Source organism: Calidithermus timidus DSM 17022 (assembly GCF_000373205.1).
GTDB classification, from domain to species: Bacteria; Deinococcota; Deinococci; order Deinococcales; family Thermaceae; genus Calidithermus; species Calidithermus timidus.
The window spans coordinates 141871-154558 of record NZ_KB890700.1; the positions used below are offsets into that span (position 1 = coordinate 141871).

The following is a 12688-nucleotide window of genomic DNA, read 5'->3' on the forward strand; positions in this document are numbered from 1 at the left end:
GGTGGGGGCGGGAACCCCGATGCAGGGCTGATCTGGCGGGTGGTCAGCGCATCGCTCTCCGACGTCACCTACGGGAACGGCCGCTTCGTGGTGGTGGGCGACACTATCCTCACCTCCAGGGATGGGACGAACTGGACCCAGGTGAACTCGGGAACGGGCGCATCGCTCTCCGGCGTCACCTACAGGAACGGCCGCTTCGTGGCGGTGGGACGGGACGGCATCATCCTCACCTCCCCGGAAGGGACCGACTGGACCCAGGTGGACTCGGGAACGGACGCGTGGCTCTTCGGCGTCACCTACGGGAACGACCGCTTCGTGGCGGTGGGAGTGGACGGCATCATCCTCACCTCCAGGGATGGGACGAACTGGAACGAGGTGGACTCGGGAACGGGCGCGGGGCTCAACGGCGTCACCTACGGGAACGGCCGCTTCGTGGCGGTGGGAGTGGACGGCATCATCCTCACCTCCAGGGATGGGACGAACTGGAACGAGGTGGACTCGGGAACGGGCGCGGGGCTCAACGGCGTCACCTACGGGAACGGCCGCTTCGTGGCGGTGGGAAGTGGCGGCATCATCCTCACCTCCCCGGAAGGGACCGACTGGATCCAGGTGGACTCGGGAACGGACGCGTGGCTCTTTGGCGTCACCTACGGGAACGGCCGCTTCGTGGCGGTGGGATATAACGGCGCCATCCTCACCTCCAGGGATGGGACGAACTGGAACGAGGTGGACTCGGGAACGGGCGCGTGGCTCTTTGGCGTCACCTACAGGAATGGCCGCTTCGTGGCGGTGGGTCTTGACGGCGCCATCCTCACCTCCAGGGATGGGACCGACTGGACCCGGGTGGACTCGGGAACGGGCGCGGGACTCAACGGCGTCACCTACGGGAACGACTGCTTCGTGGCGGTGGGAGATAAGGGCATCATCCTCACCTCCCCGGAAGGGACCGACTGGACCTGGGTGGACTCGGGAACGGACGCGTGGCTCAACGGCGTCACCTACAGGAACGGCCGCTTCGTGGCGGTGGGATATAACGGCGCCATCCTCACCTCCAGGGATGGGACGAACTGGAACGAGGTGGACTCGGGAACGGGCGCGGGGCTCTTCGGCGTCACCTACGGGAACGGCCGCTTCGTGGCGGTGGGACGGGACGGCATCATCCTCACCTCCCCGGATGGGACGAACTGGAACGAGGTGGACTCGGGAACGGACGCGTGGCTCTCCGGCGTCACCTACGGGAACGGCCGCTTCGTGGCGGTGGGAAGTGGCGGCATCATCCTCACCTCCCCGGAAGGGACGAACTGGAACGAGGTGGACTCGGGAACGGGCGCGTGGCTCAACGGCGTCATCTACGGGAACGGTCGCTTCGTGGCGGTGGGAGTGAATGGCGCCATCCTCACCTCCCCCTAGCCAGGGGATGGCCCCGGCTCACCGAGGGGGTGGGAGCAGCAAAGGGGAACGTTCGGGTTGCTACATTTGTTGCCCGAAAGAAGGTGGTTTACAAAAGGGGGGTGTGGGGGTCTACAAAGCCCACGCCCACGTAACTTCGATGTTTGCGCTATACCGTGGAAGGATGGCGAGAAGCAAGCTATCCAAGCCCTTTCCCGTCGCCGTGGGGCACACGGTGAAGCCGCACCAGCGGCCCGGCGATGCCGGTACTCAGGTTGTGGAGGGTGTAAGACCTACCATCGGTGGGCTTCCCGCCACGCCGTGGGAGTGTCAAGACTCGGCGCTTCTTCCGCTACACTGGTCCTCGTGCGCGTGGTCTTTGCTGAAAACCTCGAGTACTCCCTGGGCGCCCGCGACCTGCTGGAAGGGGTGAGCCTGGAGCTCTACCACGGCGACCGGCTGGCGCTGGTGGGGGCCAACGGCTCGGGCAAGACCACGCTGCTGCGGCTGTTGGTGGGCGAGCTCGAGCCCGTGCGCGGACGGGTGTACAGGCCGGAGGGGGTCTACCTCGGGCTGCTCGAGCAGGACCCCCGCTTTGGCCCTGAGGATACCGTCGAGGGCGTGCTCAAGAGCGGATTCGCCCGGCTGGAGCGGCTCGAAGCCGAGCTGGCCGGGCTCGAGGCGAACTTGGCCGACCCCGAGGCGTACCGCCGCTGGGAGGAGCTGCACGAGCGCTTCGAGCTGTTGGGGGGCTACAGACGGCGCTCCAACTACGAGTCGGTGCTCAGGGGCTTGCGCTTGGAGGGGCGCGAGGGCGAGCGGGCAACGGTGCTCTCGGGCGGGGAGACGCGGCGGCTGGCGCTGGGGGCCTTGTTGCTGTCGGGGGCCGATGCCCTGCTGCTCGACGAGCCGACCAACCACCTCGACCTCGAGATGGTGGAGTGGCTGGTGGGCTTCCTGGAGGGCTACGGCGGGGCCACCATCACCATCTCCCACGATCGCGGCTTCCTCGACCGGGTTGCCCGGCGCGTGGCCTGGCTGCGGCAGGGCAAGCTGCGGCTCTACGAGGGCAACTACTCGGCTTTCCGCGCCCAGCGTGCCGCGCAGGAGGAGCAGGAGGCCCGCGAGTATGCCGGCTGGCTCAAGGAGAAACAGCGGCGCGAGGGCATCCTCGAGCAAGCCCGCCGCTGGGCGCCTTCCAGCGCCAAGCACGCCCGCCGAATGCACGGCCTCGAGGCCCGCATGGAGCAATTTTTGCAGCAAGCCCCGCCCGAACCCGAGGGCCCCGATGCGGTGGTGCGCATGCGCTTTCCCACCGAGTCCCCCGGCCCCGAGCGGGTGCTGGAGGCCGCCCACCTGCGCAAGAATTTGGCGGGACGAACGCTCTTTGACATCGAGGGCCTGCTGGTCTCGAGAGGTGAGCGCATCGCGCTGATCGGCCCCAACGGCGCGGGCAAGACCACGTTGGTCAAGGTGCTGCTGGGCCAGCTCCCCTCCGACGACCCCGCCGGGCGTATCCGCACCGGGCCGGGCGTGCGTATCGGCTACTACGACCAGAAGCTCTCCGGCTTCGACCCCGAGCTCACCCTCTTCGAAACGCTCTACCGCCTGCTGGGCGAGAAGGCCCACGCCGCGCTGGGGGCCTGGATGTTCCCCTACGAGGCCCAGTTCAAGCGGGTAAAAGACCTCTCGGGCGGGGAGCGGGCCCGGCTGGCCTTGCTCTCGCTCTCGCTGCAGCAGGCCAACCTGCTGGTGCTCGACGAGCCCACCAACCACCTCGACCTCCAGACCGTCGAAGCCCTCGAGCGGGCCTTGCTGGCCTACGAGGGTACGCTGCTGCTGGTCTCGCACGACCTGTTCTTCCTCGAGCGGCTCGCCACCCGCACCTGGCACCTCAGGAGCGGGCAGTTCGACGACTACCCGGCTGCGCCCGGCGAGTACCTCGAGCGCCGCAAGGTCACGGCCCTTTCCGAGTCGGCCCGCCCCGCCGAGCCCCCGACTGCAAAGCCCCAACCCAGGCGCGGGAAGAGCCGCTGGCACCTCGAGCGCGAGCGAGAGCAGCTCGAGGCCACCATCGCTGAGCTCGAGGCCCAGCTTCGTGCCCTGCACGCCGAGGCCAACCAGCCCGGTCTGACCCCTCAGGACTATGCCCGCATCGCCGCCGAGGAGGCCGAGCTTAGGGAGCGGCTCGAGGGGCTCTACGCGCGTTGGGGCGAGCTGGCCGACGTGTAGCGTGGGCTAAAGTGGCGTACGTCGTATGCTTTGCGTATTGCATTTTGCGTACGACGCCATAATTTTCATCCTTATCTGCTAAGGTGGGGGACTGAGAGGGCGGCAGGCCCTCCAGGGGCGATGTACATGCGTGTGCTGCGATGGGTTTTACTCTTTGCCGTCCTGGTGGGGCTGGGTTGGCTGTACAAGACGGTTTCGGCCATCGCGGGGCACGTTCCCCCGGCCACCTTGCTGCGGATCGTGCAGAAGCCGCAGGACTTCTTCTGGGGCAAGGAGCGGGTCAACATCCTGATCGTGGGCAAGGATTACAACCACGACTCGCGCGGCATGCCCTACACCAAGAACGCCCGCGCCGACACCATCATGTTGCTCTCGCTCGACTTGGCCAGGCGCCAGGCCGCAGCCGTCTCGGTGCCCCGCGACACCTACGTGGTGGCCCCCGACGGCATCGGCGGCAAGATCAACGGCACCTTCAGCCGGGGCGGGGTCGAGCTCTTGAAGCAGACCCTCGAGCGCACCTTCGACCTCACCATCGACCATTACGTCATCATCAAGGACACCGCCATCAAGAACATCGTCGATGCTTTAGGGGGGGTGTGGGTCGAGACCATCGACGAGATGCACTACGACGACAACTGGGGCGGGCTGCACATCCACCTGCCCAAAGGGCGGCAGTTCATCAACGGCGAGCAGGCGGTGGGCTTCGTGCGCTTCCGCGAGGTCAACACCTACAAGCTCGACCGCTGGGGCAACCGCGTCCCCATCTACCCCGTCAAGCACTCCAAGGAGGAGGGCGACATCCGCCGCACCGAGCGCCAGCAGCAGCTCCTGCGCGCCATGGCCCAGCAGGCCATGACCCCGCAGAACCTGCTGCGCCTCGAGGCCATCGCCGAGGTGGTATTCCGCGAGGTCGAGACCGACCTCGCGAGGCCCCAGCTCCTGGCCCTGGGGGCGCGCTTCGGGCGCTCGGGGTTGAGCGAGCTGCGGAGCACCACCCTTCCCGGCCAGGGAGGCTACTACGGCGGGGCCTACTACTACAACCTCGACCGCGCTCGCTCGCAGGCCCTGGTGGACTGGTTGCTGAAAGGCGAGGAGGAGGCCGGGCGGCGGCTGGTGCGACTGAGCGTGTACAACGCCTCGAGGCTGGGCGGTGTGGCGCGGGCCACGGCGGGCCGTCTGGAGCAGCAGGGCTACCGCGTCCAGCGCACCGGCACCGCGGCCAGGCCCAGCGAGGTCTCGAGGGTCATCTACAAGCAGGCCGCCTTCGAGGGGTGGGCCAGGGAAATCCAGCAGTTGTTGGGCATCGGCGAGCTCCAGAAAGACCCCGACTATCCCGAAGAGGCCGATGTGATCGTGCTGATCGGCAGCGACCTGGGGCAGCGCATGCTGGCTTCGGGGCAGTGAACGCATGCGGGGGGCCAGGGGAGGGGTATAGGAAGGGCCGGATCTCAAGACCCGGCCCTTCAGCATCGTTCGGCCACTGGCCCTCGCCGTCCCTTACCCCTCGGCTGCCGTGGTGGGCTGGGGAGCCTTTTGGGTCTCGGCCAGGATTTCGCGCACCCGCTGGCCCAGGATGGTCTCGTTTTGCAGTAGCTCTTCGGCCACCTTGTGCACGGCTTCGGCGTGCTCTTGCAGCACCAGCTTGGCCCGGTCGTAGGCCTTATCGAGGATGTGCTCGATGTCCTGGTCGATGAGGCGGGCGGTCTCCTCGGAGTGATCCTTCTTACGGGCGATCTCCTCGCCCAGGAAGACCGGGCCGGAGTCGGAGCCCCAAGCCAGGTTGCGGAAGTGCTCGCCCATGCCCCAGTCCAGCACCATCTGCTTGGCTAGCTGGGTAGCGCGCTTGAAATCGTCGGCGGCTCCGGTCGAGACCGAGCCGATGAAGCTCTCCTCGGCGGCCCGCCCGGCCAGGGTCATGGCCAGGGTGTCCTCGAGGTACTCCTGCTTCATCAGGATGCGCTCCTGGGGCATACTCCAGCGCACCCCCAGCGCCATGCCGCGCGGCACGATGGAGACTTTCTCGGTCTTGTCGGCGTGGGGCAGCACCTCGCCCACGATGGCGTGACCGGCCTCGTGGTAGGCCACGGCCCGCTTTTCCTCGGGGGAAAGCCGCAGGGAGCCGCGCTCGAGGCCCAGCACCACCTTGTCCAGCGCCAGGCGGAAATCCTCCATGGTGACCTGGGTTTTACCGCTGCGGGCGGCTTGCAGGGTGGCCTCGTTGACCAGGTTCTTCAGGTCGGCCCCGCTGAAGCCGGGGGTGATCTGGGCGAGTTCGGTGGGCTCGACGTCGGGGGCGATGGGCTTGCCGCGCATGTGCACCAGCAGGATTTCCTTGCGCTCCTCGAGGGTCGGCAAGCCAATGACCACCTGCCGGTCGAAGCGTCCTGGCCGCAACAGGGCTTGGTCGAGGATGTCGGGCCGGTTGGTCGCGGCCAGCACGATCACGCTGGTGTCCTTCTCGAAGCCGTCCATCTCGGAGAGGATTTGGTTGAGGGTCTGCTCGCGCTCATCGTGGCCCCCGCCGATCCCCGCACCCCGCTTGCGGCCAATGGAGTCGAGCTCGTCGATGAAGATGATGGCTGGAGCGCTGCGCCGGGCTTCATCGAACAGTGAGCGCACCCGGCTGGCCCCCACCCCCACGAACATCTCCATGAACTCCGAGGCCGAGACCGAGAAGAAGGGCACCCCGGCCTCCCCGGCCACCGCGCGTGTCAGCAGGGTTTTGCCGGTCCCCGGCGGCCCCACCAGCAGCACACCTTTGGGAATCTCGGCCCCGATGCTGATGTATTTCTGGGGGTTCTTGAGGAAGTCCACGACCTCCATCAGCTCGCGCTTGGCCTCGGTGTGGCCGGCCACGTCCTTGAAGGTGGTGTTGACCCGGCGTTCCTTGCCGTACTGACGTGCGCGGCTCTGGCCGAACTGCATCACCTGGCCCGCCCCGCCCTGCGCGCGCATGAAGAAGAAGTACCAGAAGCCGATGAGGAGCAGGATGGGCAGGAAGCTGAACAGGAGCTGGGGCCAGATCGAGTCCTCGCGCGTGAAGACCTGGACTCCTTGCGCTCTGAGCAGGGGAATCAGGTTTTGGTCCGCGAATTCACGGGGGACCGAGGGCAGGCTGAAGCGGCGCTCGACCACCGAGCGACCGCCCACCTCGAGGCGCTCGGGTGCTTTGAACTCGCCCGAGATACGCCCGTTCTGGAGCACCACCGATTGCACCTTGCCCTGCTCGACAAAGCTGAGGAACTCACTATAAGAAAGCGTGGCGCGGCTGCTGTTGCCGCTAAACTGACTGAACAGCCAGTAGCCCAGCAGCAACACGATGACAATGGTCCAAGGATTGATGCGTGTGGACAACGTAACCTCCTAAGGAACAATGGTACTCCAGTCCGGCATGAGGAATGGGTTCTGGCATTCGGAAAGCCTGCCTACGGCGATGCCCCCGAAGATGTCACCCTCATCCCTTTGCCCTCGGCTCCCAGCGTGTTATCGTGCCCCTGATGCAGCGGGTGTTACAGGCATTGTACCAAGGGGATTACGACACCGCCTTCGAGGTGATGGTGCGTGCCCTGACTTTTGCTCAGGGCAGCGAGGCTGCCGAGGCTGCCTTGTTGCTGGCAGAGGCTTACACGCTTTATGGCGAAGGCGGCATCGAGGGGATTTACCGGGCTCTCGAGCACGGCGCCAACGCCGTTCCGACTTTGCAGGAAGACCCCTTGTTCCGCGCTTTGCTGGCCGAAGCGCGCGCGCTCGAAGGGGCCCCCGAGCACGAGGTTCGGCCCCTGCTCGAGCCGAGCGAGGATGCGCGGGTGCGCTTCCACCAGGCCCAGACCTTGCTCTACCTCGGCGTGCCCGAGGAGAGCATCGCCCTGCTCAGCCAGGGGCTCGAGCTGCCGCCTTTTCTGGCCTGGCGGGCTCAGAACCTGCTGGGCAAGGCCCACGAGCGCATGGGCCAGCCCGCCCAGGCCGCCGAAGCCTACCGCCGTGCAGCCGAGCTGTCGGTGGGCATGGAGCGCTACTGGAACCTCCTCGACGCGGGGGCCATGTTCGTCGAGGCGGGCCAGGGCCGGGAGGCGCTGGAGGTGCTGGAGGAGGCGATGAGCTACCTTTCCGAGGCCGAGGGCCTCGACCCCTCGCTCGAGGACCCCGAGGACGCCGCCACCCGCTACTACCTCACCGCCCGGGCCCAGCTGCTGTTGGGCAACCCCAGCCTGGCGCTGGAGGCCATCCAGCGGGCCCGGCTGCTGGAGGAGGCCGGAGCCGAGCGCGCCCACGGCACCCCGTTGGTGCAGGGGCAGGCCCTGATGCAACTGGGCCAGTACGCCGAGGCCATCCAGGCCTTCCGCGAAGCCGTCGAGCGCTCCGAGGGCACCGACCGCACCTACGCCCTGCACGAGCTGGGCGTGGCGGCCCTCGACGCGGGCGACCTCGAGCAGGCCGAAGCCGCCCTGCGCCAGGTGATCCGCGACCCCGACTACGACTACCCCGGCGAAGCCCTGGGCGACTTGGCCGAGGTGCTCTACCGTCAGTCGCGCTACAGCGAGGCCGAGGAAGCGGCGCGGGAGGCGCTGGAGGAGGGGGCTCTGGCCGCCGGGCACATCATCCTGGGTCACCTGGCCTACGACCTGCTCAACTTCCAGCAAGCCCTCAAGCACTACCGCGAGGCCGTAGCCGAGGCCCCCGAGGGCAGCCGCGACTGGATCACCGCCCAGGAGATGATCGTCGACACCCTCGCCCAGATGGGCTATGAAAACCCCGCCGAGATGCTCTCGCGCAGCCACGAGGTGTTACCCTACCTCACCGAGGCCGACGAGTGGCACCAGACCCTCACCGCTTACGCCGAGCGGGCCCGGGGCATGCTGGGCGGGCGGACGCTGAATTAGCCGCTTGCCTACGACGTGGGGGCGCGATCCGCACCCCTTCACTTTCGCCCGTAATCCGCCGGGTTTTCCCCCCAGGCCCCGGTGTCCCACTTGAGCACCTGGTTGGGATAGCTGTGCTTTGCCAGCCAAGCTTCGGCTCGAGCCAGCCGCTCGAGCAGCAGTGGGTTCAACCGCTGGGGGTTCTGGGGCTTGGCCTTCTTGTTGCGCAACCAGGCCAGGGCGGTCTTCGAATCGGTGTAGATGGGGCGGGGGTCGCCCTTCTTCACACACAAAGCCAGGATTTCCACCAGGGCTAAGAACTCACCGACGTTGTTGGTGCCCGCGTCGTAGGGACCCCTTGCGAAGACGACCTCCCGGCTCCCCGTGTGGACGCAGCGGTACTCGAGCACCCCCGGGTTGCCGCTGCAAGCGGCGTCCACGCTGTAGCTGTCCCAGATGGGCGGGTTGGCCAGGATGCGCCGGGAACCGGCTTTAGGCGTAGCGGTGCCAGCCGCTCCCAAAGGGGAATCTGCCTTGGGCTTCTTGCCGATGTGCTCGTGGGGCTCGCCCGCGAAGGCGGCGCGGGCGGCCTCGAGGCTCTCGAAGGCTTTGTACTTGGTCCCAGTATAGCCCTTAACCTGGGCTTCGGCGGCGCTCCAGGTGTCGAAAATGCCCTTCTGGCGGCCTTCCCACACCACGTAATATCTATTCGTCTTTGGCATAGTTCTACTCCACTGGTTCGAAAGCCCTGGCAAACTGCTCCCTGACTACCCGCTCGAGCCCCTCCGCCACCTTGCCGTAGCGCTCGAGCAGCTCCTGGGCCTGAGGCGTGAGCTGGCTGCTCCCGCCGCTCTCGCCGCCCGAGTGCTTGTGCAGCAGTGTGAAGCCCAGCCGCTCCTCGGCTTCGCGCACCTGGCTCCAGGCCTTGCGGTAACTCACCCCGATGCGACGGGCTCCTTCCTTGAGGTTGCCCTGCTGTGCTACGGCTAAGAGCAGACGGTATAGCCCAGGCCCCATCAGGTATTTGCCTTCCGGGCTCTCGAGCCAGAACTTCACCCGAGGTCGCATGACCTCAGTCTACGCGCCTTGGCCTCTGCGGGCTTCGTACAATCTGTGCATGGTCAATACCCTGCCCCGACGTTCGGAGTTGCCCAAAGAACAGACCTGGAACATCGAAGCCCTCTTTGCCTCGAGCGAGGAGTGGCAAAAGGCCCTGGAGGCCGCGCTGGCCTCGCTGAGCGAGCTCGAGCCCTTCAGGGGGCGGCTAGGGGAGTCGGCGCAGATGCTCTTACGGGCGTTGCAGCTTCGCGACCGGCTCCAGCTCGAGGTGGGCAAGGTGCTCGTATACGCCAGCCTCAACCACTCCACCGACGGCTCGGACCCGCTCTACACCACTATGCTGACCCAGGCCCGGGGGGCCCTGGCTCGCCTGGGGGCAGCGGCAGCCTACATCGAGCCAGAGGTTCTGGGTATTCCCCTCGAGCGGCTCGAGACATGGATGCAGGCCGAGCCGCAACTGGCGCTCTACCGGCACTACTTCGAAGCCCTGCAGACCCGCAAGCCCTTCGTCCGCAGCGGCGAGGTCGAGGCTGTGCTGGCCGAGGTGGGCGACCCCCTGGCGGGGCATAGCGCCACGGCTTCCGCCGCTACCAACGCCGACATGACCTTCAGGCCCGTGGAGTACGCCGGGCAGAGCTTCCCGGTGGCCCACGCCACGGTGGGCGAGCTGCTCGTTCATCCTGAGCCTGCGGTGCGCAAGGCGGCCTGGGAGTCTTACGCCGACGGCCACTTAGCCTTCAAGCACACCCTGGCCTCCACCCTTCAGGGCAGCATCAAGGCCTACGCCTTCCAGGCCAGGACCCGCGGCTACAAGAGCAGCCTCGAGATGGCCCTCTCCGTCAGCCGCACCGTGGACAACATTCCCCGCGCGGTCTTCGACAACCTGCTGGCGATCTTCCGGGCCAACCTCCCCACCTGGCACCGCTTCTGGCGGCTACGCAAGAAGGCCATGGGGGGCAAACTGCACACTTTCGACGTGCCCATTTACGACTCGCCGGCCCCCATCGTCCAAAGCCCCAAGCTTACCTTCGCCGAGGCCTGCGAGATCATCTGCCGGGGCATGGAGCCCTTGGGGAGGGAGTACGTCGAGCCCATGCGCCGGGGGTTGTTCGTGGAGCGCTGGGTGGACTGGGGCCAGAACCAGGGCAAGCGGGCCGGGGCCTATTCCTCGGGGCTCAAGGGCACCTTCCCCTACATCTTCATGAGCTGGAGCGACGACCTCTACTCCCTGAGCACCTTGGCTCACGAGTTGGGCCACTCCATGCACTCCTACTTCACCCGCGAGGCCCAGCCCGCCATCTACGCCCGCTACAGCCTGTTCATCGCCGAGGTGGCCTCCAACTTCAACCAGGCCATGGTGCGCTCCATGCTGCTGCGCGAGGCCCAAGACCCCGCCTACCGGTTGGCGGTGCTCGAGGAAGCCTTCTCCAACTTCCACCGCTACCTCTTCGTCATGCCCACCCTCGCCCGCTTCGAGCTCGAGCTCTACGAGCGCATCGAGCGGGGCGGGGCCCTCACCGCCTCCTTCCTCATCGAGCGCCTGGCCGAGCTCTTCGCCGAGGGCTACGGCGGCGAGGTGGAGATCGATAAAGAGCGGCTGGGCTCGGGTTGGATGAACTTCTCCCACCTCTACAGTCCCTTCTACGTCTACCAGTACGCCACCGGCATCGCCGCCGCCAACGCGCTGGCGCGCGACGTGCTCGAGCAGGGCGAGATCGCCGCGAAGCGCTACCTGGACTTCCTCAAGGCGGGCGACTCGGTGTACCCCCTCGAGGCCCTCCGGATCGCCGGCATCGACATGACCCGCCCCGAGCCGCTCGAGCGCGGCTTCGGGGTGCTCAGCAGCATGGTGGACGAGCTCGAAGCCCTCGTCGGCTAAGCCCACAGGCAGCAAGGAAGCCAGGGGAGGCCCCTGGCTTCTTCGTTTGATGAGGCTAGCGGCTACCCTTGGGCGTGATCAGGATGATGTTCAAAGGGATCTTGGTTGCGCTGCTGGAGGCTTGGAGGCTGGGCAGGGTGTAGGGGTCGGCGGCGCTGTAGTTGACGCTGTAGCCGAGGTCTTCCAGCGAGCCGATGGTGACCTTGCTCAAGGGGTTGGCCCCGCTGTTGAGGTAGCCGGTCATGACCTCGTTGTCGAAGACCGCTTCACGCCAGTGGCCGTCGCGGGTTCCGGACCCGCAACCCGAGATGGGGTTGTTGTTCTTGTCCCTGCAGTTCTCTACCGGCACGTTGCCGCTGCCGCCCAGGGCTTGCCATTCAGCCACGGCCTTGGCCCCTACGAACAGCGGGGTATCGGTGCCCGCCCCCGTCAGCAGCGAGCGGTTGTAATTCCACAGCGTGCCGATCCCCAGCACGTGTCCCATCTCGTGGAAGATGACCTCGTCGAGTTGGCCGCTGCTTTCCAGGGCGTCCAGGTCGGCGGAGTCGAACCGCATGATGCCGTAGACGGTGAGGTCGTTGGAGATTCGCGTAAAGCACGGCCCGGCCTGGCCCAGGATGCCGCCCGGGCCGTCGATGGTCACCACGGCGGCGTCGATGAGGATGTCGTCCACCGAACCGTTGAAGGCGGGGAAGCCGCTGGCACACTCGTCGGCGGAGATGTTGAGGTTGATGCTGGCGAAGCCCTGGGTGATGACCTGTCCCCACTTCGCGGCGGCGGCGTCAAAAGCCGCTTGCTGGCCGGTAGTCAGGGTCCCGGTAAAGCGTAGCGTGATGTTGTAGGGGTCGCTGGGAGGGGTGGTTGCGGTGATGGAAGTGGTCCTGGAGTCGCTGCCGCCCCTTCCATCCTCGAGCTGTAGCTTGGCGGTATAGGCGCCAGCGGTGGAATAAGTGTGCTGCTGGGTGCTGGTGCTGGTGCAATTGTTGATGGTGTACTCGAAGGTACCGTCGTTATTCACGTCCAGCTTGCAGGTCAGGGCATCGCCATCCGGGTCGGAAATAGTCCAGGAAAATGTCACCGTCAGAGGGGCGGCGCCGCTGCTGGGTACGCCCTGAAAGGCGGTGATGGTGGGAGGCTTGTTCATGGGGCAGGCGGTCAACAATACCGCCAAGCCAGTACAGAGAAACATCAGCGAAATGCGTTTCATTGACACCTCCTTGCAACCACTGAGCTAAGCATAGCAAAGGCCGCGCGCGGGTCATGAGGGTTA

Annotated in this window: 9 protein-coding genes; 5 read left to right on the forward strand and 4 right to left on the reverse strand. The window is 66.5% G+C overall.

The window, feature by feature from the left end; translation table 11 throughout:
• Positions 1-39: 39 nt before the first annotated feature.
• The 3 genes from B047_RS0113675 to B047_RS0113685 all read left to right on the forward strand — a co-directional run bounded on the left by B047_RS0113675 (position 40) and on the right by B047_RS0113685 (position 5025).
• Positions 40-1410: a WD40/YVTN/BNR-like repeat-containing protein gene (locus tag B047_RS0113675; protein WP_157205936.1), complete on the forward strand. Its 1371-nt coding sequence runs from the start codon at positions 40-42 to the stop codon at positions 1408-1410.
• 345 nt (positions 1411-1755) lie between these two features.
• Positions 1756-3621 carry a ribosomal protection-like ABC-F family protein gene (gene abc-f / locus B047_RS0113680; RefSeq protein WP_018467538.1) on the forward strand — a complete coding sequence of 622 codons (1866 nt, stop codon included), beginning with the start codon at positions 1756-1758 and terminating at the stop codon, positions 3619-3621.
• A 126-nt stretch (positions 3622-3747) separates the two neighbouring features.
• Positions 3748-5025 (forward strand): LCP family protein, encoded by a 1278-nt coding sequence (locus B047_RS0113685; RefSeq protein ID WP_245533750.1) that lies wholly within the window; start codon positions 3748-3750, stop codon positions 5023-5025.
• Between the two features lie 93 nt (positions 5026-5118).
• On the opposite strand, the gene ftsH is transcribed toward B047_RS0113685, so the two are convergent.
• Entirely contained in the window at positions 5119-6975 is a 1857-nt protein-coding gene (ftsH, locus tag B047_RS0113690; protein ID WP_040779901.1) for an ATP-dependent zinc metalloprotease FtsH, read from the reverse strand.
• Between the two features lie 143 nt (positions 6976-7118).
• Between ftsH and B047_RS0113695 the strand changes: the two genes are divergently transcribed.
• Positions 7119-8501, forward strand: a complete 1383-nt coding sequence (locus B047_RS0113695; RefSeq protein WP_018467541.1) for a tetratricopeptide repeat protein — start codon at positions 7119-7121, stop codon at positions 8499-8501.
• Positions 8502-8539: 38 nt separating this feature from the next.
• Here the strand turns inward: B047_RS0113695 and B047_RS0113700 are convergent, their stop codons facing one another.
• Positions 8540-9202 (reverse strand): ribonuclease H1 domain-containing protein, encoded by a 663-nt coding sequence (locus B047_RS0113700; protein ID WP_026234894.1) that lies wholly within the window; start codon positions 9200-9202, stop codon positions 8540-8542.
• Between the two features lie 4 nt (positions 9203-9206).
• Complete coding sequence (locus tag B047_RS0113705) at positions 9207-9548, reverse strand: winged helix-turn-helix domain-containing protein (RefSeq protein ID WP_018467543.1); 342 nt, start codon at positions 9546-9548, stop codon at positions 9207-9209.
• A gap of 49 nt (positions 9549-9597) precedes the next feature.
• On the opposite strand from B047_RS0113705, the gene pepF reads away from it, so the two are divergent.
• On the forward strand, positions 9598-11418 hold the full coding sequence (gene pepF / locus B047_RS0113710) for an oligoendopeptidase F (protein WP_018467544.1): 1821 nt from the start codon (positions 9598-9600) through the stop codon (positions 11416-11418).
• A 55-nt stretch (positions 11419-11473) separates the two neighbouring features.
• On the opposite strand, the gene B047_RS16880 is transcribed toward pepF, so the two are convergent.
• The gene (locus tag B047_RS16880) at positions 11474-12625 is read right to left on the reverse strand and encodes a PKD domain-containing protein (protein ID WP_018467545.1); all 1152 of its coding nucleotides are present in this window, start codon (positions 12623-12625) and stop codon (positions 11474-11476) included.
• Positions 12626-12688 lie beyond the last annotated feature (63 nt).